The 25,615-nt window shown below is 43.1% G+C and carries 22 protein-coding genes; 18 read left to right on the top strand and 4 right to left on the bottom strand.

Annotation, left to right across the window (positions count from 1 at the left end; translation table 11 throughout):
- The first annotated feature begins 83 nt into the window (after nucleotides 1-83).
- From ABWT76_RS05230 to ABWT76_RS05190, 9 genes are all read left to right on the top strand, one after another.
- A complete protein-coding gene (locus ABWT76_RS05230; protein ID WP_354635757.1) occupies nucleotides 84-647 on the top strand; it encodes a Uma2 family endonuclease in 564 nt (187 codons plus the stop codon).
- 215 nt (nucleotides 648-862) lie between these two features.
- Nucleotides 863-1,279, top strand: a complete 417-nt coding sequence (locus tag ABWT76_RS05225; RefSeq protein ID WP_054466498.1) for a XisH family protein — start codon at nucleotides 863-865, stop codon at nucleotides 1,277-1,279.
- The gene (locus ABWT76_RS05220; protein WP_054466499.1) at nucleotides 1,267-1,602 is read left to right on the top strand and encodes a XisI protein; all 336 of its coding nucleotides are present in this window, start codon (nucleotides 1,267-1,269) and stop codon (nucleotides 1,600-1,602) included. The genes ABWT76_RS05225 and ABWT76_RS05220 overlap by 13 nt, the downstream gene beginning before the upstream one ends.
- A gap of 76 nt (nucleotides 1,603-1,678) precedes the next feature.
- Nucleotides 1,679-5,032, top strand: a complete 3,354-nt coding sequence (locus ABWT76_RS05215; RefSeq protein ID WP_354635756.1) for an Eco57I restriction-modification methylase domain-containing protein — start codon at nucleotides 1,679-1,681, stop codon at nucleotides 5,030-5,032.
- Nucleotides 5,033-5,868: 836 nt separating this feature from the next.
- A complete protein-coding gene (locus ABWT76_RS05210) occupies nucleotides 5,869-6,387 on the top strand; it encodes a phycocyanin subunit beta (protein WP_054466501.1) in 519 nt (172 codons plus the stop codon).
- Between the two features lie 135 nt (nucleotides 6,388-6,522).
- Entirely contained in the window at nucleotides 6,523-7,011 is a 489-nt protein-coding gene (gene cpcA, locus ABWT76_RS05205; RefSeq protein WP_054465837.1) for a phycocyanin subunit alpha, read from the top strand.
- Between the two features lie 357 nt (nucleotides 7,012-7,368).
- Nucleotides 7,369-8,241 carry a phycobilisome linker polypeptide gene (locus ABWT76_RS05200; protein WP_054466502.1) on the top strand — a complete coding sequence of 291 codons (873 nt, stop codon included), beginning with the start codon at nucleotides 7,369-7,371 and terminating at the stop codon, nucleotides 8,239-8,241.
- Between the two features lie 47 nt (nucleotides 8,242-8,288).
- Nucleotides 8,289-8,465, top strand: a complete 177-nt coding sequence (locus ABWT76_RS05195) for a hypothetical protein (protein WP_156331733.1) — start codon at nucleotides 8,289-8,291, stop codon at nucleotides 8,463-8,465.
- A complete protein-coding gene (locus tag ABWT76_RS05190; RefSeq protein ID WP_054466503.1) occupies nucleotides 8,431-8,685 on the top strand; it encodes a phycobilisome linker polypeptide in 255 nt (84 codons plus the stop codon). Before ABWT76_RS05195 ends, ABWT76_RS05190 begins: the two co-directional genes overlap by 35 nt.
- A gap of 99 nt (nucleotides 8,686-8,784) precedes the next feature.
- Here the strand turns inward: ABWT76_RS05190 and ABWT76_RS05185 are convergent, their stop codons facing one another.
- Both ABWT76_RS05185 and ABWT76_RS05180 read right to left on the bottom strand, forming a co-directional pair.
- Nucleotides 8,785-9,732 carry a phosphodiester glycosidase family protein gene (locus tag ABWT76_RS05185; protein ID WP_354635755.1) on the bottom strand — a complete coding sequence of 316 codons (948 nt, stop codon included), beginning with the start codon at nucleotides 9,730-9,732 and terminating at the stop codon, nucleotides 8,785-8,787.
- Between the two features lie 106 nt (nucleotides 9,733-9,838).
- Nucleotides 9,839-12,559, bottom strand: coding sequence for a filamentous hemagglutinin N-terminal domain-containing protein (locus ABWT76_RS05180; protein ID WP_354635754.1), 2,721 nt, complete (start codon nucleotides 12,557-12,559; stop codon nucleotides 9,839-9,841).
- Between the two features lie 184 nt (nucleotides 12,560-12,743).
- Between ABWT76_RS05180 and ABWT76_RS05175 the strand changes: the two genes are divergently transcribed.
- The 5 genes from ABWT76_RS05175 (at nucleotide 12,744) to ABWT76_RS05155 (ending at nucleotide 19,184) form a co-directional block, all read left to right on the top strand.
- The gene (locus tag ABWT76_RS05175) at nucleotides 12,744-13,835 is read left to right on the top strand and encodes an N-acetylmuramoyl-L-alanine amidase-like domain-containing protein (protein WP_082348868.1); all 1,092 of its coding nucleotides are present in this window, start codon (nucleotides 12,744-12,746) and stop codon (nucleotides 13,833-13,835) included.
- A 205-nt stretch (nucleotides 13,836-14,040) separates the two neighbouring features.
- Complete coding sequence (locus ABWT76_RS05170; protein WP_054466505.1) at nucleotides 14,041-14,256, top strand: NAD(P)H-quinone oxidoreductase subunit O; 216 nt, start codon at nucleotides 14,041-14,043, stop codon at nucleotides 14,254-14,256.
- 17 nt (nucleotides 14,257-14,273) lie between these two features.
- On the top strand, nucleotides 14,274-15,248 hold the full coding sequence (gene mdh, locus ABWT76_RS05165) for a malate dehydrogenase (RefSeq protein WP_054466506.1): 975 nt from the start codon (nucleotides 14,274-14,276) through the stop codon (nucleotides 15,246-15,248).
- A gap of 333 nt (nucleotides 15,249-15,581) precedes the next feature.
- A complete protein-coding gene (locus ABWT76_RS05160; protein WP_354635753.1) occupies nucleotides 15,582-17,234 on the top strand; it encodes a hypothetical protein in 1,653 nt (550 codons plus the stop codon).
- Nucleotides 17,235-17,672: 438 nt separating this feature from the next.
- A complete protein-coding gene (locus ABWT76_RS05155; RefSeq protein ID WP_190879859.1) occupies nucleotides 17,673-19,184 on the top strand; it encodes an FAD-dependent oxidoreductase in 1,512 nt (503 codons plus the stop codon).
- 128 nt (nucleotides 19,185-19,312) lie between these two features.
- On the opposite strand, the gene psaK is transcribed toward ABWT76_RS05155, so the two are convergent.
- The gene (gene psaK, locus ABWT76_RS05150) at nucleotides 19,313-19,573 is read right to left on the bottom strand and encodes a photosystem I reaction center subunit PsaK (protein WP_197285287.1); all 261 of its coding nucleotides are present in this window, start codon (nucleotides 19,571-19,573) and stop codon (nucleotides 19,313-19,315) included.
- Between the two features lie 581 nt (nucleotides 19,574-20,154).
- Between psaK and ABWT76_RS05145 the strand changes: the two genes are divergently transcribed.
- The 4 genes from ABWT76_RS05145 (at nucleotide 20,155) to ABWT76_RS05130 (ending at nucleotide 22,508) form a co-directional block, all read left to right on the top strand.
- Nucleotides 20,155-20,787 carry an S-layer homology domain-containing protein gene (locus ABWT76_RS05145; protein WP_054466509.1) on the top strand — a complete coding sequence of 211 codons (633 nt, stop codon included), beginning with the start codon at nucleotides 20,155-20,157 and terminating at the stop codon, nucleotides 20,785-20,787.
- A gap of 149 nt (nucleotides 20,788-20,936) precedes the next feature.
- Nucleotides 20,937-21,236, top strand: a complete 300-nt coding sequence (locus ABWT76_RS05140; protein ID WP_197285288.1) for a cupin domain-containing protein — start codon at nucleotides 20,937-20,939, stop codon at nucleotides 21,234-21,236.
- A gap of 117 nt (nucleotides 21,237-21,353) precedes the next feature.
- The gene (locus tag ABWT76_RS05135) at nucleotides 21,354-22,022 is read left to right on the top strand and encodes an S-layer homology domain-containing protein (protein ID WP_231636778.1); all 669 of its coding nucleotides are present in this window, start codon (nucleotides 21,354-21,356) and stop codon (nucleotides 22,020-22,022) included.
- A 135-nt stretch (nucleotides 22,023-22,157) separates the two neighbouring features.
- Nucleotides 22,158-22,508, top strand: a complete 351-nt coding sequence (locus tag ABWT76_RS05130) for a hypothetical protein (protein ID WP_054466510.1) — start codon at nucleotides 22,158-22,160, stop codon at nucleotides 22,506-22,508.
- Between the two features lie 282 nt (nucleotides 22,509-22,790).
- Here ABWT76_RS05130 and adhE read toward each other — a convergent pair whose 3' ends face one another.
- Complete coding sequence (gene adhE / locus ABWT76_RS05125; protein ID WP_054466511.1) at nucleotides 22,791-25,424, bottom strand: bifunctional acetaldehyde-CoA/alcohol dehydrogenase; 2,634 nt, start codon at nucleotides 25,422-25,424, stop codon at nucleotides 22,791-22,793.
- Between the last annotated feature and the right edge of the window lie 191 nt (nucleotides 25,425-25,615).

Raw genomic sequence — 25,615 nt, 5'->3', positions numbered from 1 at the left:
GGAGAGATTCAATTTTTGTGTCCTTTGTGTCCTCTGTGTCTCTGTGGTAAAAATTAAACGCTAAGTGGAATTAGGAGAAAAAAATGATAGTCGATATTCGTCGGTTAACGGTGGAAGAATATCATCGGATGGGAGATTTGGGAATTCTTGCCCCTAATGAACCTGTAGAATTAATTGAAGGACAAGTTATTCAAAAACCCATGAAAGGAAAATCTCATAGTGCGGCAGTTTCGAGAACAGATCACTTATTGAGAAATCGTTTAGGCGATCGCGTTTTAGTCAGGCTAGAAAATCCCGTTAAGTTAAATGATTACTCTGAACCAGAACCGGATATTGCTTTGGTAAGACCTGACCCTTTGTACTATGAAGACCACCACCCAACCCCCAGGGAAATTTATCTAATTATTGAAGTGGCAGATAGCACTTTGAAAAGAGATCGCGAATTTAAAGGGACGGTTTATGCTAAAGCAGGAATTACGGATTATTGGGTTTTAGATATTAGCGATCGCCAATTATATGTTTTGCGAGAACCTCAAGAAAATGGTTATCAACGGGAAGCTATTCTCAGGGAAAATGACCCGATTTCACTTTTAGCTTTTCCTGATGTAACGATTACCGTTGCGGAAATGTTAAGTCCGGTGGTTTAAAAAATAATTAACGCCACTTTCGAGAAAGGACATATAGCGGTTATTAGCCGGATGAAGTACAGGGGTTTTCTGGATTCCCGCATTCGCGGGAATGACAGGTTTTTTTTAGTTCATAACTCTGACAACTGCTATAAATATTTATGTCAATCATGGTAAAATATGGTAAAATTTGCTATATTATAGTTGTGCGATTCTTTTTGATTTGGTGATTAACTATGTCTGCCAAAGATAAGTTTCACGAAGTTGTCAAAACAGCCCTGCAAAAAGATCAATGGATCGTTACTCACGATCCATATCCGCTTCAGGCAGGTAGCTTTAATCTGGCGATCGATATCGGGGCAGAAAAAATTATTGCCGCTGAACAAAAAGGACGAAAAATTGCGGTGGAAATCAAAAGCTTTCGCAGTCCATCTAGAATTGCTGATTTTTACAATGCTTTGGGTCAATTCATCTCTTATCGTTCAGCTTTGAAGTTGCAAGACAAAGACCGTCAATTATACTTAGGAGTTCCTAGCGATATTTATGAGGAATTTTTTCAAACTTCATTTATTCAGGAACTTGTCCAGGAAAATCAAGTTTATCTTTTAACTTATAATATTGAACAGGAGGTCATTGAGCGATGGCTACCGTAGATATTTATCGACAATATATTCAAGAATTGCTGACAAAACGCTCCAAATTAGTTTGGAATCCTAAGATTAAGGCGGAAACAATTTTCGATCCAGAGAGAGACCACTATCAATTAGTTTATGTAGGGTGGCCGACCAATGCCAAGCGGGTCTATGGGGTGGTGCTTCATGTAGATATTATTGATGGGAAAATTTGGATTCAACAAGATGGAACCGAAGAAGGACTGGCGAATCAATTGGTTGAATTAGGGGTGCCGAAAGAAGATATTATTTTAGGATTTAATTCCCCAATCATGCGGCAATATACCGATTTTGGGGTGGGATGATGTAAATAATAAACACCACAAAGAGACTAAGGACATAAAGAAGATTACAATAAGACCAAGCAGTTAAATCTTAGCTATGACTAATAAAATTACCCATCCTTTATTTCACCCCAAAACTCTGAATAATGCCATCCGCAATTTTACTTTTCCCCAAGACTTAGACCAACGTCATGCCCTGGTTAAAAAGTGGCTTGAACCACTAAAAGCAGGGACGCTGAATGAAATTAAAGAAGTTTCTTTACATGGGGAATTTCTGACGGATATTTTTCAGCGAGTTTTGGGCTATGTTTCGGTGATTTCCGGTGGGGGTAAAGCCTGGGAAATTCACGCGGAAACGACTATATCGGATGGGGGTGGTTCGGCAGATGCGGCTTTGGGTTTTTTTACGGCTTCCGCAGGGAAAAAAGACAAAATTAAGCTAGAAGGAAAAGTTATCGCACCGATTGAGTTAAAAGGCGCAAAAGAAGATTTAGATCGCCCTCCTTCGGGTCGCAAAGAGTCAGCGGTGGAACAGGGCTGGCGCTATGCAAATTATACTCCAGATTGTCGCTGGGTGATTGTTTCTAATTATCGGGAGTTGCGCTTATATTATACCAGTAAAACTCCGGCTTATTATGAGCGGTTTCGTCTGGTTGATTTAGAGGATATTCAAGAGTTTAAGCGGTTTTATTTTATTTTCTGTCGGCAAAATTTTCTGGGGGTGAAATCCGATCGCCCTTCGGTGATCGATCGCCTATTGGCTGAGTCCAATGAGGTGCAAGAAAGTATTACTAAGCAACTGTATCAAGAATATAAGGAGATTCGCGGGCAATTGGTGAAGCATTTTCGCTTTTCGGGGCCAAAAGACCTGCCTGATCGCGATCGCCTGCTAATCGAAAAAGCCCAAAAAACTTTAGACCGGATTTTGTTTATTGCCTTTTGCGAGGATAAGGGGTTATTGCCAGCAAAAACCATTATGCAAGCCCACGATCACCAAGATCCCTATAATCCCCGACCGATTTGGGAAAATTACAAAGCGGTGTTTCGTTGGGTAGATAAAGGCAATGAAAATCCGCCGATTTCTGGTTATAATGGCGGGTTATTTGAAGTTGACCCCCTGTTAGATGAACAGTTGACCGTTCCGAATATTCTTTGTGGTCAAATTAAGCAGTTAACTCGCTATGATTTTGATACGGAGGTTTCTGTTGATATCCTGGGGCGGATATTTGAGCAGTCCGTGACGGATTTAGAGGAGTTAAAAGCAGAAGCTACCGGGCAAGAATATAATCAGAAAAAAGGAAAACGCAAGACCCAAGGGGTATTTTATACCCCGGCTTTTATTACTCAATATATTGTTGAGGTTGCCCTGGGTGGTTATCTGAAAAAACAGGAACAGGAAATCCGCGATCGCCTCCAATTAGAGCAAATTTCCCCACGGGCAACTAAGAAACGGCAGCAAGCAGAAATTCAGTTTTGGGAAACCTACCGGGATGAGGTTTTGAAGAAAACCAGAGTGATCGATCCGGCTTGTGGATCCGGGGCTTTTTTAATTGCGGCTTTTGAGTATTTGCTGCGGGAATATGAACGAGTCAATCAAGCGTTAGCCAGTTTAGAAACTGGCGGGAAAAAGGATGCAGAAATTGTCGGTCAGCGCAGTTTGTTTGATTTGAACCGGACAATTTTAAACCAGAATATCTATGGAGTGGACTTGTCCCCTGAGTCGGTGGAAATTACCAAGCTTTCTCTCTGGTTGAAAACAGCGGAAAAAGGGAAAACCCTGACGGATTTAGATGGCAATATTAAAGTTGGTAATTCTCTTGTGGATGACCCGGAAGTGGCAGAACGGGCTTTTAATTGGCAGGCAGAATTTCCCGAAGTGTTTGCGGATGGTGGGTTTGATGTGGCGATCGGTAATCCGCCTTATGTGCGCCAAGAATTGTTATCGCCAATTAAGCCTTATTTGCAAAAAAAATATCAGTCTTATGATGGGGTAGCGGATTTATATGCTTATTTTTATGAGCAAGGGATAAATATTTTGAAACCGGGGGGAGTGCTTTCTTATATTGTGACAAATAAATGGTTGCGGGCAGGATATGGGGAACCGTTACGGCGGTTTTTTGTGGAAAATAGCGTATTTGAGGAAATTGTTGATTTTGGTCATGCCCCAATTTTTGAGGATGCGGATACTTTTCCTTGTATTGTGGGGTTACGGAAACGATTAGATCCCCAAGGTTCCGGGGAAAAGTATGTGCAAGTTTGTCCAGTTCCTAGAGAAAAATTAGCGGATATTAATTTGACTCAATATGTGCAGCAAGAAAGTTATCCGGTTGCTTGGTCGCGGTTTTCTGCGGATGCTTGGAGTTTGGAACGGCCAGAAGTTGAAGCATTAATGGAAAAAATTCAGCGCGTGGGTATTCCCCTGAAAGAGTTTGCTGGAGTTAAGCCTTATCGGGGGATATTAACCGGGTTTAATGAAGCGTTTTTGATTGATGAGACGACGAAAAATCGTCTGGTTAAAGCTGACCCTAAATCCGCTGAAGTGATTAAGCCTTTTTTACGGGGTCGCGATATTAAACGCTGGAGTCCCGATTGGCAAAATTTGTGGTTAATTTTTACAAAACGAGGGATTGATATTGATGCTTATCCGGCAGTAAAAGCCCATCTAAGTCAGTGTCGAAAAAAATTAGAACCTCGTCCTAAAGATTGGCATACAAATCAGGATGGGGAATGGCTAGGAAGAAAAACCGGAAGCTATCAATGGTATGAAATTCAAGATGCCGTTGATTATTGGCAGATGTTTGAACAGCCGAAAATTATCTATCAAGAAATTAATACTTTTCCAGCGTATGCGATCGATACTCAGGGTTATTTTGCCAATAATAAAGTGTTTCTGATTGCTAAATATGAATTATATCTTTGTGGCTGCTTAAATTCTGCATTAGGATGGTGGATCGCTCATCAAATATTTCCCAAAATGATTGGTGATGCGGTGACTCCCCGTGGAGATATTATGGTGGATTTTCCGATCGCCCCACCCACCGCACAAATCCGCGAACAAGTGGAACCGATTGTTAGCCGTTTGATTGAAATCACCCAAGCCAACCAAACTGCTTATAAAGAGGTACTGGACTGGTTACAAGTTGAGCAAAAAATTGATAAACCTGGTGAAAAACTGGAAGAGTTTGCTAACTTAGAAGAAAATGATTTTATTCAAGAAGTGAAAAAGCGCCAACCCAAATCATCGGGCGGTATGAGTCCCTCTGCCCTGAAAGAACTGCGGCAAGTTTATCAAGATTATGCCCCGGATATTCAAGCCCGTCAAGCAGAAGCCTTGACCCTGGAATATCGTCTTGCTGATTTAGTTAATCAAGCTTATGGTTTAACCCCGGAAGAAATAGATTTAATGTGGAAAACTGCGCCGCCAAGAATGCCGATCGCCCCGGAAAAATAAAAAGAAAACCTATAATTAAAACCTATAATTAATATATCTGGAAATTCCAGTGGAATTAGAAGCCAAAAATGCTCGTCGATCAAATAATCTGAACCCTTACTATATCAGGACTTACGCAAAGCCTGTATCAATAGGGTGCCTTTCCGATCTGGTCGCGTGCCGGAGGCATTTCGGTAACGCACCCATACAATGTGGATTAGCTGCCGATCGTTCTGAAATTATTCACTTTTCCTGTTTATGCCGATCGCCTTGCCAAAATGCCGGAATCAGCAGTCATTGATATCCCAACATGATGATCTGAATTCCATAAATCCCCTCTAAAATCCCCTCTAAAATCACCCTTAAAATCCCCGTCGCCTATCTTGGGCAGTAAGTAAGGATACTTACGGAGAATCTTGGCCAACCTTATATATGACGGAAGATCGAGGGTTTGAGACGGTGGGCGATCGCTTCAGCATCACCTCTGAGGAGAGCATTTTTACTTACGCCGATCGCCACAAATTTTTGTAATAAAACTTAATATAAAAATCATAAATTCCGTTGTATAGTCATTGCCTAATAGGTCAGAAAAAAAGGTAAATTATTACCCAGACCTGAATTGAGAGAATTTTTTCCATCTCATAAAAGAGGAAAAGACTCTCATAATTCTCTGAAGCCAGTTTTAATTTCCCGGTTTCTGTTCCAGAAACCAGTGGTCAACTGGATAACGACAACAGAAGACAGTCAATCGGAAACACGATCTCTGTCCAGACCTCTGGATTAAACAAGTCTGAATCTGTTGCCAGAAAAAAAACTTTAACTCGATACCAATCCAATTAACATAGGAGATTTAGTAAATGCTAGACGCATTCGCAAGAGTGGTTTCCCAAGCTGATGCTCGCGGTGAATTCCTGAGCACCGCTCAATTAGATGCTCTGTCTGCTATGGTTTCCAACGCCAACAAGCGTCTGGATACCGTCAACCGGATCACCAGCAATGCTTCCACCATCGTCGCTGCCGCTGCCCGCGCTCTGTTCGCCGAGCAACCCCAACTGATCGCTCCCGGTGGAAACGCCTACACCAGCCGTCGTATGGCTGCTTGCTTGCGCGACATGGAAATCATCTTGCGTTACGTCACCTACGCCACCATTGCTGGTGACGCCAGTGTGCTCGATGACCGCTGCTTGAATGGTCTGCGTGAAACCTACCAAGCTTTAGGTGTACCTGGAGCTTCTGTGGCTAACGGGGTCAGCAAAATGAAAGATGCCGCTATCCAGATCGCTAACGATCCTGCTGGTATCACTCCTGGCGATTGCAGCGCCCTGATGTCTGAAGTGGCTACCTACTTCGATCGCGCTGCTGCTGCGGTTGCTTAATCTGCCGGACCAAAGTCCTGCTTTAGCAACAGCATCGGAAATCACCAAAGATTTCACACAATTATTAGCCGATTGATTTAATTCAAGGCTAATCAAAATTCAGCAAATCATCATCACAAGGAGATAGTTCTCAACATGAAGACCCCAATCACAGAAGCCATTTCTGCCGCAGATTCTCAAGGCCGTTTTCTGAGCAATACTGAACTGCAAGCTGTTGACGGTCGCTTCAAGCGTGCCGCCGCCAGCATGGAAGCTGCTCGCGCTCTGACCAACAATGCTCAAAACCTGATCAATGGCGCGGCTCAAGCGGTGTACAACAAGTTCCCCTACACCACCTCCATGCAAGGTGCTAACTACGCTTCCACCGAAACCGGCAAGTCCAAGTGCGCTCGTGACATCGGTTACTACCTGCGGATGGTGACTTACTGCTTGATTTGCGGTGGCACCGGCCCAATGGATGACTACCTGTTGGCTGGTATTGATGAAATCAACACCACCTTTGAACTGTCTCCTAGCTGGTACGTTGAAGCTCTCAAGTACATCAAAGGCAATCATGGTCTGAGCGGTCAAGCTGCGGTTGAAGCCAATGCTTACCTCGACTACGCCATCAATGCTCTGAGCTAATTGGTTTTGCCGTTATTTTAAAGAGATGTCCGGAAAGATATGAAGCTACTGCTGGTAAACCTAGTAGCAGTTACACATCCGTCCGGACATACTCAGTATTTGGATGCAATTAAATAATCAAAATTTGGCCTAAATCTATCAGAAAACATCGAAAATTTTCAGATAAATCGCATACTGAATTTAGATGTCAGGTTCACAGGTTCAACACAGGTTAAACAGATTGCATCTTGATGCCCAAATAGCCCAAATAGAATTTGGGTTAATTAATTCTTGCCTTTGATGATGACTATGGCATCACTAAAATAGCCAGTTAAAGGTCATCCACTAGATAATTGTTTTGATGAGGAAATTAATAATATGGCAGTAACAGTAGCCGCATCTCGCTTGGGAACTTCTCCCTACAGTGACGCACCAGTTGTTGAGCTTCGTCCCAATTGGAGCCCAGAAGATGTTGAAGCAGTCATTCGGGCTGTGTATCGTCAGGTGTTAGGTAATGACTATGTGATGGCATCTGAACGTTTAGTTAATGCCGAATCTCTGCTGAAAAATGGCAGTATTACGGTGCGGGATTTTGTGCGCTGTGTGGCGAAGTCCGATCTTTATAAAGAAAAGTTTTTGTACAACAATTTCCAAACTCGCGTGATTGAACTCAACTATAAGCATTTGTTGGGTCGCAGTCCTTATGATGAGTCTGAAGTTGTTTATCATCTCGATCTTTATCAAAATCAAGGCTTTGATGCGGAGATCGACTCCTATATTGATTCTCCTGAATATGAAGACAATTTTGGCGATAGTATCGTTCCTTACTATCGCGGGTTTTCGACTCAATTGGGTCAAAAAACTGTGGGCTTTAATCGGATGTTCCGGTTGTATCGTGGTTATGCTAACAGCGATCGCGCTCAATTAGAAGGCAACAGCCCCCGTTTAGCTCGCGAACTGGGTCAAAACAGCACGACCACAATTGTGGCTCCTTCTGGCAGCAATAATGATGCTTGGGCATACCGTGTCAGCCAAAACTCCGCACCGAATAGCTTTGTGGGCGGTGCATTTGTGGGCTTTGGTCAAGAAGGCCAAGTTTATCGCATTGAAGCCACTGGCTTTGTGAAAGCAGGTTATCCCAAGGTTCGCCGCAGCAGCAAAGTTTATGTGGTGCCTTACAACCAGCTTTCCAAGCAAATTCAGACCATTCTGAAGCAAGGTGGCAAAATTGCCAGCATTACGGCAATTTAATCAGATTATCTGATTGTCAGATTATCAGACTATCTGAAGTTGGATGGATGATTGACCGGGAAATTTATGGCATTGATGGCATGATTAACCGCTATGATTACCGGCAATCATTGATGCAGAATTATCCAGGAAAAAGTCAGCATCATCTTACCTGTTTAACTAGAGAAAACTTAGGATTGGAAAATTTTTATGCTGGGACAAGTTGCTGGTGGCAATCAAGCTAATGTCATTGGGGCTAATCGTTTATTTCGCTATGAAGTGACCGGGTTGCGTCAAAATGACCAAACGGATCTCCAAAATCATGCGATTCGTCAAGGATCGAGTGTTTTCATCACTGTTCCCTATTCTCGGATGAATGATGAAATGCGCCGGATTACCCGTTTGGGTGGCACAATTGTGAGTATTCATCCGGTGACAAGTCCTGAGTCTGCGGCAGAAAATTAAATCACATTGTTTTGATGTGTTGAATCAGAGGGGTTAACATTTGTTAACCCCTCTGATTTTTTTGATTTTTTTTGATTTTTTAATTGGCTGATTTTCAGTCTATGGTTTTTGATGGGATGATTGGGGTGAGGTATAAATCCCAATATGGTTGGCGATCGCCCGTTCTCGCATGGGAATTCGGGCATCAATGGGCGAATTTAATAATCGAGTCTTTTTGCCATCAGCGATCGCCAGGGTAGTAGACCCACCCCCATCTAAGTTTAGGGCTGCATCAACTCCCATATTTAAGAGAATTTCGGTTAATTCAGGAAGGGTTAGACCGGCGCTATAATTCCGTTGACGACCATCCACTAAGATGAACCATAATTTCTCCCCCAGGCGATCTATTGCCACGACGGTTCGCGGATATGGTTTGTGGCGATCGCTATTTTTTTTCGGTTTAGCGATCGCCACAGGTTGACCATTTTGGATGATGATTTCTCGACCGGCGATCGCCTCACGAGTGTTAGGGGGACAATGGGCAGGGGCAATAGAAACCCCAGCGGATTCAGAAACACATAATACCCCCCAGCCCGGTTTACCTTCCTTGTATAAAATGCCATCGGAAATTAACTGACCAATCACATTAACGCGATCGCCCCGCTGGGGGACAAAATCCCAAAAGTGATTAAAATAACAAGGATAAAAAAAGCTGCCATTGATAGCGAGTTGTAGCTGATGCTTTTGCAGAAACTCTGAGGTGGTTTGGGCTGGGATATCTTTGCCATCATCTCCCGGTTCTCCCGGTGTTACTCGCAGTTTAATTCCTGGGGCATTCAGGTCAATGGTGACAATATGCATCATCACCGGACGCGGATTTAAATCCGCAATCCGTTGATAGGTAATGCCGGGAAATAACTGTTTTTGTTGGGCGGTTCGCGGGGGACGACGCAATAGTAAACCACTATAAATTACTAAGGGAAATAAGAAAAGTGCGATCGCGCTACTGAGAAATATGCGTGGCAGTAATATTTTGGCGGATTTTGTCATCACTGAGTCAGATAACATAGTACATCCTCACGCAATTTTTTTTACTGAATTGCTCAAATTTTAATTGAGAGGTTGTGATTGGTTTATAACTCGATGCCAGTTTATCTAGCCTAGTTTATATTGCCTAGTTTATTTGTTGGCACTTTAGATCCGATCGCCAGTATTCGGTATTTGGCAGCATAAATGGCTGATTTGCGGTTAAAATAATTTGGCCATCAGGGTCAATCTTCCATCCCGTTGCTTCGATAATTTTTTCTGGGTTAATGGTTGATATTTCCCCGACAAAAGTGGCGCGAAAGCGCATCCGCGCCGCTGCGCGATCGTCTATCCAAACGGTATCGCTACTCAGGGGTTCGTCGGGATGCGGAGGCAAGCCACCCCGTCCAGTAATGTAGAAGCTATTGCCCGGATTTCCACAAACATCGCGATCGACTAAACTTTGCACGTCAACCACTTCAGTTTGTAATTCCACCAACCCAGCCCCAGGGTCAATATCGGGGGTATTAATTTCCACCACGCCGCTAAATTGGGGGCCAAGTTTTGAGGTAGCAGTAATATCACTGTTTGGGGTGAGTTGTTGGCGAAATTGGGTGCCAAAAATTCCCTGAGAATCAATTATTACTCGACCCCCAAATCCTTGAGAAGCATTGGCAATAATATCGCTATTTTCTAAGGCAGCAATTATTTGAGAATTGATATTAATATTTCCGCCATTTCCACTGCCGCGTGCTTCCGTGGAAATATTGCTATTTTCTCTTAACTGCAAAGTTTGGCTATTTAAGAAAATATTCCCCCCTTCCCCAGAGGCGGTGGTAGCCCTGAGACTGCCATTGTTTAAATGAATAGAATTCGCGGAAATTTGCAGGTTTCCCGCATTACCAGTCCCTTCTCCACTCACCGTGATAAAGGCGCGATCGCTCACAATTAACTTGTCAGTTTGAATCAGTAAATCTCCGGCTTTTCCAGAACCAACACTATTCGCCAACAAAGAACTGGCTTTTTGCAGTTCTGGAATCGCTGTATTAGTCATTCCCGTTATTTCTAACAATTCCGAAGCATTAATTTGTAAACTGCCTGCGGAACCTTCCTCACTGGCTGCGGATATAATGCCGCCATTGAGAATACTTAATCGCCCTGTATTCACCGTCAGAGTACCAGCCGGAGAAGCACCGGATAATCCTTGCACATCTAACAAAGATGAACTGGTATATAAACCACTAATCCAGGAAATATCGGCAGTAGTTCCATTAATTTCTATAGATTCAGTGGCGTTCACCGTGAGATTTCCGCCAATTCCCCGACCGGAGGAAGAGGAGTTAATCTGCGCCCCATCTCGCAACACTAATTGTCTCGTATTTACCATTAAATCCCCCGCATCTCCAGCCCCCAATGTCGTGGTAAATAAACCCCCTGGAACAGGTCTGCCCGGTGGAATATTACTAATTTCCACGCTTGTGCCTGCATTCACCGTGAGATTTCCCCCACTACCTTGACTGGCAGCGGTAGGAGAAGTCGCAATTAAACTACCATCTTGAATTTTTAACTGATTAGTATTCAGGGTAAAATCTCCCGCTGCACCTGTATTCCCGCTGCCGGTGATCATCAAAGAACCCCCGAAAAGTTCTACAAAATCAGTGGCATTTAAGGTTAAATTTCCCCCTTTATTTGGGCCGAGAGTGGTGGTTAAAATTGCCGCCCCCGCTGTTAATTGTAAGCGATCTATATTTAGGGTGACTTTGCCTGCCGCACCAGCCCCCGCACTAATCGAAAATATCCCATTGCTGAGGAAGTCTGGGGAAAAATTTCCACTTAAAAGGGCTGGTAATATATTGGAGTCACCGTTGCCAATTATTTCTAGATTTCCTACCGCGATGTCGATCGCTCCTGCTGCCCCTGAACCCAAGGTCGAAGAGGAAATTAAAGAGTTATTTTCTAATCGGAGGCGATCGCCTTCGATAGTAATTCCCACCCCATTAAAATCTCCGCCAGTATTGGCTAAAATTTGGGAATTATCGGTTAGAGAAATTAAACCACCTCTGATGTTAATTTCACCCCCACCTAGTCCCGTAGTATTCACTACGGCTTGTTGGGATAATTGGATATTGCCCATCAGCAAATCGGGATTTTCTAAAAAAACTGGTTGTTGATTTCCACTGATAGATATCGGCCATTCACCATTGACAATTGCCGCTAGTTCCACTTGGCCTTGAATGGCATTAATATGACCGCCTTCTAAGTTCAGATTGCCACCAATTAGACCCAAAGTTTGTCCGGGTTGTACCGCTAAACCTAAGACTCGCTCGTTAATTGATGCGCGGGAATAATTAACAATCGTTCCCGGATTTTCTCCTAACTGCAACCCGATGGGAACATTCACATTTAATAAAGGTGGAGTTTGGGGATTTTTGGCACTAAACTCGCTGCCATCAGCAAATGTGATGGTTTCGGCGGTACTAGCAAAAAAAGAACCGCCAATATTTAAAGCCGCATTGAAACCAAAAATAATTCCATTCGGATTTAACAGAAATAAATTCGCGGTGCCGTTGGCGCTAATTATGCCGTCAATTTGAGAAATTCCCCCGCCGGTCACTCTGGTAATAATATTATCAATAGTCACCGGGTTGTTAAAAAATACCTGGGTGCCGGTGGGCAGAGAAAATTCTTGAAAACTATGGAACAAATTGCTACCAGAAGTTGTCCCCCCGGTGACGATCTGATTGTTGCCATCAACGGTGACAATGGAGTTAATGGGTTGGCTGGTATCCGGGACAATTTGCCCCAGACTTTGCCCAAAACTTGGGGTGGCGATCGCGAATCCACAGAGACCAATTAGGATATATTTCATATTAGGATATATTTTATACAATGCCAGGGACGGTCAATGGCAGATATGGGGCACCCTAACCCTAGGGTTGCCGGGGGGCATCTAAGGGTGGGAAACAGCAGCTATATTTTAAATAGGTATCAGTCCTATTCACAGCGCTCACATATTTAAGTTTATCAAATAAGTCGATCAAAAAAAACCTATTATGGATTTTAATTTTCAAAAAAATTGTTTATATTTATTAAGCATTCTCAGTTTGATTCTCATGGTATTGGCAGGCATCCAAGCAACTGCTTATTATCAAGAACCAGATTTGAGTCAGGGTCAAACCAAAAAAGCGATCGATAACCCAGAAGAACTTATCCCTGAAGAGAATTTATTGACCGATCGCCCCTTGCCCGAATTACCGCAGCAGTTGCCCCAAAATCAAGATAAATTTGATTCCCTTTCCCCTGTCGTTCCCCCGGAAATTTTACCATCTCCCGGAGAAAATCGCCCCCAAGCACTCTCAATTTATCAGGGTTTAGATTCAGAAATGATGCGATTTAATCAGGTGATGCAATATGCCATTGATGCTAAACTGAGCGATCGCCCCTTGGGGGAAATTATCCAAGCGATCGGCGAACAATTTCTCGGCACTCCCTATATGGCGGGATTATTAGATAAATCCCCTGAAGAAAATTTGGTAGTAACGTTACAAGGCTTTGACTGTGTTTTATTTGTGGAAACCGTATTGGCGATCGCCAGAGGAATTGCCCAGCAAGATTACAACTACCAAAACTTCCGCGATCGCGTCCAAGAACAGCGTTATCGTGGCGGTAAAATCGACGGCTATTGCAGCCGATTACATTATTTTTCTGACTGGATATATGACAATCAAAATCGGCGGCTGGTCGAGAATATTACCCAAAATATTGGGGGAATTCCTCTGGGTGCTACCCTCAACTTTATGACCCAACATCGGCAGTATTATCCTCAACTTGCCAACGAGTCTAATTATCAATGTATTCTCAACCAAGAAGCCCGACTTGCCCACCTAAATATCCGTTATATTCCCCAAGACAAAATCGCCACCATTTACCCTTACTTACAACCCGGTGATATTATTGCCACCGCTACGGATATCCCCGGATTAGATGTCACCCATACTGGCTTAGTTTATCGTTTTCCTGATGGTGGCATTGGCTTTATCCACGCTTCCCCCAGTGGAGAAGTAAAAATATCCCGCGATTTACAATCATATATCCAAGCTGTTGATGGTCAAATTGGCATTATCGTCGCTCGTCCATATTATTAGATCGGAGATTTTACACTGGAAAACCCCGTGGTTCCAAGGTTACAGCCCACCGCAACCCCATAGATACCCCAGAAATCTGGCAGGGGGCTACTCTCTGATTCAATTGGATGTTGTGATGAGAGAGAAATTCCCGCAAAAACACTCTAAAAAGCGAAAAAAAGATTAAAATTCAAGCAAGTAATCTAAAAATCTGAGACAATCACCTATGGCAATTAAAAAAGGCAGTTTTGTCCGCGCATTGCGCGAAAAGTTAGAGAATAGTGTAGAAGCCAAAGCCAGCGATCCGCGTTTCCCCGCTTATATTTTTGAAACCAAAGGGGAAATCCAAGAAACGAGGGGCGATTATGCTTTGATTAAGTTTGGCCAAGTGCCCACCCCAAATATTTGGTTGCGGATCGATCAACTGGAAGAATTTAAGTAATTAATCACCTTCAAGTTATGACCTCTTTCTCGTTGTCTCCCTCTTCACTTCGGGGCGCCCGTGTCTCCGTCATCGGTGCCGGTCGGGTTGGCAGTACCCTGGCTCAACGTCTGGTTGAGAAAAATATTGCTGATGTTGTTTTGGTCGATATTGTCGAGGGAATGCCCCAAGGCATTGCCCTGGATCTCATGGAAGCCAGAGGAGTCGAACGCCATGACCGTCAGATTATCGGCACCAATGACTATGCAGATACCAGTAATTCCGATATTGTCGTGATTACTGCGGGTCTGGCCCGAAAACCGGGGATGAGTCGAGAGGATCTGCTGAAAACCAATGCCAAGATCGTGGTGGACGCGACGAAAAAAGCCCTGGAGCGATCGCCCAACACGATCTTAATTCTAGTGACAAATCCCCTGGATGTAATGACCTATTTAGCTTGGGAAGCCAGTGGTCTGCCCACTCAGCGGGTCATGGGGATGGCTGGGGTACTTGATGCCGCCCGCTTCCAAGCCTTTATCTCAATGGAACTCGGCGTTTCCATCCAAGATATTCACACGATGGTCTTGGGAAACCACGGCGACTTAATGGTGCCCATTCCTCGTTACTGCACCGTGAATGGGGTGCCCCTCACGGAACTGATGGATACCCCAACCATCGAGCGTTTGGTTGATCGCACTCGCACAGGTGGCACAGAAATTGTCAACTTAATGAAAACTGGCAGTGCCTATTTTGCCCCCGCTTCTTCCACTTGTTTAATGTGTGAAGCCATTTTGCAAAATCAGTCGCGAGTATTGCCCGTCGCCGCTTATCTTCAAGGAGAATACGGCATCAACGATGTTTTCCTGGGAATGCCTTGTCAGCTAGGGTCAAATGGGGTAGAAAAAATCCTCAAACTCGACCTCACCGATAGCGAAAAAGCCGCCTTATCTCACTGTGCGGACACCGTGAGAGAAAATATCGATCAGGCTAAGGCTGTGGTGGGAAGCATCTAGCTTTTTGCCAGTTTTTCCCAATTTTTTCCCGGTTTTTTTCTGATCTAGAGCTTTATTTACCTATCTAAGGGTTGTCCTCCTGTTCGGGGGGACAACCCTTAGATGTTTTTGGTGGTTTTTGGTGGTTTTTGGTGGTTTTTGGCGGTTCATGGACTCAAACAGCGGCATAGTGAAATGATACCATTTACAAAAATTCATGCAACAGATAAAATTTCTCGCTGGCGGCAAAATTCTTAACCTTCGCTCCGAATTGGGTGCCACCGACCATCAGCAAGATTAGATGAAATGGATATTAATGTGGTAATGTAGAAAAAAGTACAGATCGAATCAGCTATGGATAGTAAAGAAATCCAGAAAAAACACTTTGCTTTTCTTAAAGAGAAATATCAAGTTACTCAATATAAAGTTGCTGATTATGATAGGTTTCTCTATCTAATACTGAGAAAAGCAGACTCAGGCATTGATCTCACAGATTTAGAATTTAGATGGTTAGAAAAAAATCGACTTTTTAGCACGATGGAAGCTATTTGCTTACATACATATCGAGCCGAAGACAAGAAGAGAATAGAAGCCGAGTTTCTGCAATTGCGAACTAAGTATCATATCCCTTCAGAACTAGAACTGCCTATTTCTAGTTCAGTCTATTCAATCCTTTGGAAACTAGATAATGAATATAATCTCACCGATTCAGAAATTGAGATATTAAATCAGCATGGTCTGGTAGATACAATTAACTTGGTTGAAGAAATGGTTAGGTTTGACAAACTAAAAGTTAAATACAATGCCACTCAACATATAAATCGGTTTCCTGAAGAACCTCTTTATTCAATTTTGAAAAAGCTTGACATGAGAGAGGAATTATCTGACGATGAAGCTGAATGGCTTTTAGCATCGGATTTTCAATCAACCTTAGAGATTTATTTGCAGCAGGAAGAAGAAAGAAAAGCCAAAGTTGAATTTTTAAAACTAAAATCAAAATATCAGGTTGAAGAACATCCAGACACTTCTCCTAGCAGTCCATTATATTTGATTTTAAATAAACTAGATGACGAGGAAGAAATCGATACGATAAAATGTGAGTGGCTCAAAAAACAAAATTTAACAAAACTGATTCAAATCGAGCAAAAACGAAAGGATAAAATAATTTTCAGGAAACTGAAAAGTAAGTATAAAGCGACTCAATATCAAAGTTCAGATATTTCCAGTCCTTTATTTACTGTGCTGAGAAATCTTGATAATAATCAAGTCTCTGATCCAGATATTCAGTGGTTATCAGAGCAAGGACTTGCTGAGACAGTAGAAATTGCTCAGGAAATTCATTTTAACATTTTAAAAAAGAAATATGGTATGGTGGATCCCAAGTTACCCCTCGCTCCATTTTATGAAATTATGCTCAGACTTGAACGGGGGCAAAGGCTGGAACCAAAACAAGTCGTTCAACTAATAGAAGAAAATCGTCTTTCTCGGCATGGAAAAATAGCGATCGCCCACTACACATTAGAAGCAAAATTTTATGAACAAGAATATCATCGAACTGGAAACAGACGGAATTTAGCCAGTGCAAGTAGTAACTGGCGTAAAGCAGATGAACCGAAAAACGCGCTAAAAGTCACAGAAAAGGTAAACTGGAAGCAAATCAAAGAATCTGACCTAAAATCAGCTTTATTGGTTACTAGAGGTGCAGCATTTCGGGATCTTGGTCAACTAGATGAAGCTGAAAACTGTGCAACGCAAGCAATAGAATGTCAACCGGATAGTCATCAGCCTTATACCCTGATGGGAGCAATTTGTTATGATCGCCGTGAATATGATGATGGAGACATCTGGTTTGAACGAGCGAAAGAACGTGGGGCTGATGATACCGATGATGAAATTGAAAGAATTGTCAGAATGGTCAAAGACAAGGAGCAACGTAGAGAAGTTGCAGAATATCTTTTCCGCAAAGATCCAAATCGCTATGAGTGGGCTGAATCGTATCTAAAATAGTCGAAATGATCCCAGCATTGAATTATGAATAAATTGTGCGATCTACCCTCGTCGATCCGAACGACTGAAATTTTACTTTTAAAAAAATCTACATATTCTATGTCACCTACACTAATCGCCAATATTCTTTCATATCCTTGCGATCGGCATCCCGCTTTTTGGTCGTAAATTCCTCGTTCCCCCCTCGTTGGGAATGCCAGTCATCAGCAGGATCGCAGACTGCGATCCTGCTGATGACTCAGAGACTTAAGTCACGGCATGGAAAAACTAAAACTTGGGATGTCTCGCCTTTAAAATTGTCTTAAGCTGTTACGCATTTAGATTGAGATCAGTTAAACTCTCTGACAGTCGAGGTTTCGTGGCTTCTGGAATCCAGATACCCAATTTAAATGATTAACAGCTTATTATCTTCCTCTAGAAAAGCAAACAATCTGAATAATGTCTAGTGAATCAGAAACCAAAAAAGTTGTTGTGGTCGGCGCTGGTTGGGCGGGTTTAAGCGCTACCTACCATCTAGCCAAACAAGGCTATAACGTCACCCTCCTAGAAGCAGGGTCTTATCCCGGTGGCTTAGTTGCTGGCTGGAAAACTGAACACGGACGTTCGGTCGAAGCGGGAATTCATGGATTTTGGTATCCCTACAAAAACATTTTTAAATTAATCGATGAATTAGCCATTCAACCCTTCACTCCTTGGACAAAATCAGCCCAATATTCCCCCGCCGGATTAGAAGTTGAATCGCCAATTTTTCAACAAGAACCCTCTTTGCCAACCCCTTTGGGGACATTTCTTTATCCACAATTTCAGCGCTTACCTTTTATTGACCGACTCTCAGCCCTGCCGATGCTTTATGCCCTGATTGATTTTGACAATTCCGAGCAAGCATGGCGGCGATATGACTCCGTAACCGCACGAGAATTATTTAAACAATATGGAGTTTCGGGGCGACTGTATCGTGATGCCTTTAACCCGATGTTGTTAGTGGGATTATTTGCCCCTGGTGAGCAATGTTCTGCCGCTGCTGCCTTGGGAATGCTCTACTATTTTATCTTGGCTCATCAACCAAATTTTGATGTGATGTGGTGTCGGGGAACCGTGGGAGAAAAAATCTTTCGGCCTTGGGTGGAACGCATAGAAAAAGCGGGCGGAAAAATTCTGGCGAATCATCGCGTTACAGATATTCTTTTTAATGAGTTGGGTGAAGCTACCGACGTGGTTTGTGGGGACGAAATTTTTGATACCGATGCGGTAATTTTCGCCGTGGGTATTACTGGGATGAAAAAAATTGTCAGCAATAGTTCTCATTTACAAAGTCGCCCAGAATTTAGAAATTTGATGAATTTATCCGGGATTGATGTTCTGGCTACTCGTTTATGGTTCGATCACCAAATTAAGATTCCCCGTGCTTCTAATGCTTGTTTTGGCTTTGATGAAACCACGGGTTGGACATTTTTTGACCTGAATGCTTTGCATGATGAATATCGAGATGAACCGGGCAGCGTGGTGGAAGTTGATTTTTATCATGCCAATCAATTTTTACCGCTGACCGATCGAGAAATTGTCAAGATCGTTAAAGGGTATTTAACCACTTGTATTCCTGAGTTTGGTCAAGCTAAAATTATTGATAGTAGCGTGATTCGCTTGCGCCAAGCGGTGACTCATTTCTCTCCGGGCAGTTATCAATATATGTTGCCTGCACAGACCAGTATTAATAATGTGTTTATGAGTGGGGATTGGATTGTTAATCGTCATGGTTCTTGGTCTCAGGAAAAAGCTTATGTCACCGGCTTGGAAGCCGCGAATTTAGTTATTTCCCGGTTGAAAGGAGGTCAACAGGCTGAGATTATTCCCGTGGAACCGGATGAACCCCATATTCAAGGGTTGCGAGAAATTAATCAAACCGTGCGATCGCTCGCCGAGACTTTTCTCCCGCCGTTTTGGTTGCCGTAATTTTGACATCAATTCACCGAATTGGTGATGATTCCCCGTAACCCGATCGCAACCCGATCGCAAAAAGAAAGCCGGTTTCGGGAAGAAATCGGCTTTCGGTTGCGGTCAAACGATCCCAGGGCAATGCTTTAAAGCGCACCCATGCTGGCTAGTCCCAGGATGACACCAACCCCCAGGATGTGACCAAAGCAGGTAGTACCGAGCACGGCACCCCAACCAAATCCACCAAACAAATTGGGGGAAGGGGTTGCTGGGCCAACGCTGGGATATTTGATGGTGAATTTACCAAAGGCGATCGCCACGATATTGCAGATGATCATAACAATGGCCACAGTGGGACTCCATTCCAGGGTATTGGGAACCACTGCAAGTAAAGTTGAATAAATCAAGGAACTTTCCCCTTAATTGATAGACGACAATTGAATCTAGTTGAATGTTATTGAATACATTTTTCGCGAACTCATGTCAATCACTCCAGGCAGGTTGTATTAATTCTTAACATTTCCTACCATTTCTTAAGCAGAGCTTATGGCAATGGTGAGGATTCAGCAATGCCAAATCGCGATCGCTCTGTCAGACAATACTTTTCAAAGGTTTTCCTCAGATTTATATATTTATGTTTCAAGGGGTGAAAGTTGCGACCCGGAAAAAATTTTTCTATAAATTCCGAAATCCGCAACACTTCCCTTGTAGTGATGCAAAAATACCCTCAATTTCTCCAGAGGCGATTCCGCTTCATCGGATCGCTACCGCGAACCGCCCCTAGTAAAACAAATGGAAAAATTCCCATCCTCCTACCACCATCACCCACCTCTTTGGTCAATTATTTAGATTTCTAATGCAAAGACTATAGATTTTGTTATAGGTAAGCAAAAATAAGCAAAAATAATCAAAAATCCCGGAACACTTGTTTTCTTATCTGTAGTCATTAATCATAATACTCAAGATTATCCTAGCTTTGAGAAACAGCATGAAACGCTTACTCACCATTTTGTCTTTGACCTTAATCTTGCAAATGCCTACCCTAGTCAATGCTGAAGAGTTTTCTCATGTAGAAAAAGTGGTTTCTGCCGGATTAATGACCAAAGATCCTACCGGCAATTTTAACTCAAATCGGATTCTTAGCCGCGCTGAACTCGCTTCATTATTAGTCAGAACTTTTGAGTTAGACAACCGTCAAGCATTGGTCAGCACCAACGACTTTACCTTGCGAGATGTGCCCTCCTCTCATTGGGCTTACCGGGATATTCAAATTGTCCTCAAAACTGGAGTAATGAATGGTTATCGAGATGGAATGTTTTTCCCGAATCAAAGAGTCAACCGAGCCGAAGGTTTGGCTATTCTCGCTCAAGCTTATGGAGTCTTTCAGTTTCCCCAAAATAATATCAACGAACTCCTAGCTAAATATCCTGATGCGGGACAAATTCCTGATTGGGCAAGAAAATCTATTGCTACCGCTATTTATGAAGGATTTGTCAATATCGGTCCTAATAATCAGATTAAACCTTTAGAACCAATGACCAGAGGCGATATGGCTTATGCCTTAAGTCAGTATTTAGAACGACAAGAAGGCAACCCAGCGCCAATTCCCTGGGATCAGTAAATTAAAGATTAATTGTTGGTTATTAGTGATTGGTTATTTGTGGGGATTTCCAGGGTAATCCAACCAACCACTCAACCAATAACTAATAACCAATCACTAATAACAGAACGAGATTGTTTTCTAAGTCAGCCTGGGGGAAAATACTTGTCATGTTGGCAAATTGGAGGCTGGAAAAAATGCAGATTCAAATTGAACATAAACCCAGTGAGGAAAAACTGAAAAAACTGGAGATTTTTAGCTGGCCGATTTGGAAAAAAGAAGTGTCTGAGTTTCCTTGGACTTATGATATGCGTGAAACTTGCTATTTCCTAGAGGGAGATGTGGTCGTCACCCCCGACCGGGGCACCCCAGTGGAAATGGGTAAAGGTGATTTGGTGACATTTCCAGCGGGAATGTCTTGCACTTGGAAAATTCGCAAAGCGGTAAAAAAACATTACTCATTCGGTTAATTGAACACGAGTCAAGAGAGTCGCGAAGGTGCTCCGCACCGAGGCTTAGGCCGCGATCGCCACTTTCTTGACTTTTTTATTAAATAAAATTAAAAGATGTAAATAGGAGGAATTAGGGTGTTTAGCAGAAAAATTATCAGCTTGTGTTCTTTGCTGTTGTGCTTAGAAACGGGTTCATTAATGGTTCAAGCCCAAGAAGTCGATTCTTCTAGGGATGCCTACGGAAATCGCACTCAGGAAATTATTCAAATGGGATTGATGACAAATTATCCTGATGGTCAATTTCATCCAGAACGGGTATTGAGTCGGGCGCAATTGGCCACAATTTTAGTCAAAACTTTTGGATTAGATCAACGCATTCCAGGACAAGAAAATAATCTTCGCGTGTCCGATGTCCCCAACGACCATTGGGCGTTTGACAATATTCAGCTTGTGCTGCAAAATAGAATTTTACATATGGACGAACAGGGAAGATTTTTCCCGGATCAACCTGTGACCAGGGCCGCAGGTTTTGCCACATTTGCCCAAGCTTATGGGGTTTTGTCCCTCAGTGATGCCGAAATTTCCCGGATTCTCAGTTCTTACCCAGATAGCGATCGCATCCCTGGCTGGGCAAGAAGGGCGATCGCCAGCGCTATTTTTGAAGAATTAGTAAACATTGACTCGGCCAACAATCGTCTAAATCCCGATCAATTAATGACTCGCGGAGATATGGTTTATGCCCTGAGTCAATACTTGGCAAAGCAGGAAAACCCAGGCACAATTCCGACCATTCCCTTAGAGTAACGGAACTGGCTGAAAATTAAACCCTGTAAACTCTGAAAATTGAACATTGACCAGCATCTATGCAGACCGAGAATAAAACTCAAATAAGACCGACTATAATATAGCTGTCAATCGATTCAAAACATCCAATCAGTTATGTTAAAAAAAGTAAAAAATCTTTCTATAGTTTTATTCCTCGGTCTATCGGTTACTGGTTGCACCCAGGAAACCCAAAATCAACTTCAACGCAATATCCAAAACTGGACGGGGACTGATGGAGTTCTAGATATTTATGCCGGGGATAAGCTGGTGCATCGATTTATTAAAATCGATAAACTAACCACGGCGCAGGGAACCAGCGATCCGAGCACCTCTCGTCCCTATCGATTTGGCTATGGCCACTTGGACAAAAATCAGAACTATCAAGTAGATCCCGGAGAAAAACGAGTTTACTTTGAGTTTAGCGATTACTCCACTAGCTATGTTTTCTATGAAAATCCCAATTAGAAAACGGGGTTTATGTTAGTAAAGATTAGTAAAGAAACCCGGTTTCTTGAAGAAACCGGGTTTCTTTTTACTTCAAAGGTTTTTGACTACAGCGGTTTTCTTTCTTACTGAACCACGCTAGGGCGAAGCCCAAGCGGTATTTAATTTAATATTTTCAGTATTGTAGGGGCGAATGGCCATTCGCCCCTACAAGGGCGAATGGCCATTCGCCCCTACGGAATGCTTCGCCCCTACAGGTATTTGTGGTTTACTCGCGGAGAAAATTTCTGTAATAGATCCGCTTTAAACATGGGCAGGATCGGACTCAGGATGATAGAAACCTGCCCCAATCCGGCAACCTTGATAAGCCAACACATACAATTCCTTGAGATCCTTAATCAAAGGATAACGGGGATTCGCCCCAGTGCATTGGTCATCAAAAGCTTGTTCGGCCATTTCTTCCAGTTCTTTGGAGAAGGCTTGCTCATCTTCAGGCAATACCTCTTTAATCGTCATAGGAATATCTAATTCCCGCTTGAGATTTTCTATCGCTTCGACTAATTTTTCCACCTTTTCATCGTCGGTTTCCCCACCCAGTTTCAAGTAATCCGCAATCTGGGCATAACGCCATTTAGCATTGGGGTATTTGTACTGGGGAAAAATCGCCTGTTTAAAGGGTAAATCCGTGGCATTGTAGCGGATCACGTGGGAAATCATCAGGGCATTGGCTAATCCGTGGGGGACATGGAATGTAGACCCTAATTTATGGGCCATTGAGTGACAAATGCCCAAAAAAGCATTAGCAAAAGCCATCCCTGCCATTGTGGCCGCATAATGGACTTTTTCCCGCGCTTTCGGGTCTTTCGCCCCGTTTTTATAGGCCGATGGTAGATATTTAAACAGTAACCGAATCGCCTCTAATGCCATGCCATTGGTGAACTCGGAAGCACAGACGGAAACATAAGCTTCCAAGGCGTGAGTTAAGGCATCAATTCCCGAATAAGCGGTGAGAGTTTTGGGCATATTCATCACTAATTCAGGATCGACAATGGCCATATTCGGAGTTAAGGCATAGTCAGCTAGAGGATATTTTATCCCCGTGCGATCGTCCGTCACCACCGCAAAGGGCGTGACTTCTGAACCAGTCCCGGAGGTGGTGGGAATAGCCACCATCATGGCTTTTTTGCCCAAAGGCGGCAACTCATAAACCCGTTTGCGGATATCCATAAACCGGGTAGCCAGTCCTTCAAAGTCGGTTTCTGGATGCTCATACATTAGCCAAATAATTTTGGCGGCATCCATTGGCGACCCGCCACCAATGGCGATGATTACATCAGGATTAAATGAGTTAATTAAGGCTAATCCCTTATTAACTGTTTTTAACGATGGGTCGGGTTCTACATCATAGAACACATCAGATTTGATGCCAATTTCTTCGAGGACTTGTTCTAAACTGCGGGTAATTCCTAACTCGTATAAAGGTTTATCGGTGATGATAAATGCTCGCTGTTTCCCCTGCAACTCTTGAATGGCGGTCTGCATACAGCCATATTTAAAATAGACTTTCGGGGGAATCCGAAACCAGAGCATATTTTCCCGGCGTTCCGATACACTTTTAATATTCAGCAAGTGTTGGGGGCCAACGTTTTCACTGACGGTATTTCCGCCCCAGGTGCCGCATCCCAATGTTAAAGATGGATCGAGTCGGAAGTTATAGAGGTCGCCGATCGCCCCTTGGGAGGCTGGGGTATTAATTAATACCCGTCCGGTTTCCATCCGGTTTTCAAAATATTTGATATGCTCGTTATTTGCCGGAGAAGTATAGAGCACTGAACTATGACCCCGCCCGCCAAATTCAATTAATGCCTCGGCTTTTTCTACGGCATCTTTAAAATCGTTCCCCCGATACATAGCTAAGATGGGAGAAAGTTTTTCATAAGCAAATGGTTCGTTGGTGCTAATTTCTGTCACTTCTCCAATCAAAACTCGCGTACCTGGTGGGACAGAAATGCCGCTGAGTTGGGCTAAGGTTTCTACGGATTGGCCAACGATATTGGGATTTAAGTGGCCATCAATAATCATCAGGCTGGCAACTTTGGCTTTTTCTTCTGGGGTGAGGAAATAAGCCCCGCGATCGCCAAATTCTTGCTTAACTTTCTCATAAACCTCATCCACGACAATCACTGATTGCTCGCTGGCACAAATCATCCCATTGTCGAAAGTTTTGCTCAAAAGAATCGAAGAAACTGCCATTTTAATATGAGCCGTTGCATCAATAATGGCCGGAGTATTGCCTGCCCCAACCCCTAAAGAAGGATGTCCCGAAGAATAAGCCGCTTTCACCATTCCCGGCCCGCCCGTAGCCAAGATTAAATTAATATCTCGATGCTGCATTAGTGCTTGGGAAAGGGCAACCGTGGGTTCATCAATCCAGCCGATAATATTTGCCGGTGCCCCGGCAGCAACCGCAGCTTCTAGGACAACTTTGGCCGCTTCAGTCGTCGATTGTTTTGCCCTGGGATGGGGAGAAAAGATGATGCCATTACGAGTTTTTAAGGCAATCAATGCTTTAAAAATTGCCGTAGATGTGGGGTTGGTGGTGGGAACAATTCCCGCGAGAATTCCTACAGGTTCAGCAATTTTCTGGAAGCCAAAAGATTTGTCTTCTTCGATGATGCCGCAGGTTTTTTCGTGCTTGTATTTGTTGTAAATGTATTCGGAGGCAAAGTGGTTTTTAATCACTTTATCCTCAATGATGCCCATCCCTGTCTCAGCTACAGCCATTTTCGCTAGGGCGATCCGCACCGCATTGGCGGCTAAGGCTGCTTTTTTGAAAATTTCGTCAACTTGGGCTTGACTATAGGTGGCATATTCTGCTTGAGCCGCTTTGACTCGCTGAATTAGGGCTTCAAGTTCGGCTTGATTTGTGACTTTCATGGGCTTAACTGTCTCAATTTCTGTTATGTCTTGTCTCCTAGGGATTGAAATCACTAGGTATTTACTCTCTTTTCACATTATAGCCAGCTAATTTCTGAAATGTGCTAGATGATCGAGTTGGGTCAAAAATTAATCAAATTTTAATGTGGGAATTATTTCTTTATCCAAAAAAATATGCTATAATAATATGT

The sequence above is a fragment of the Planktothricoides raciborskii GIHE-MW2 genome (assembly GCF_040564635.1).
Taxonomy (GTDB): Bacteria; Cyanobacteriota; Cyanobacteriia; order Cyanobacteriales; family Laspinemataceae; genus Planktothricoides; species Planktothricoides raciborskii.
This window is presented reverse-complemented; position numbering and strand designations above follow the sequence as displayed.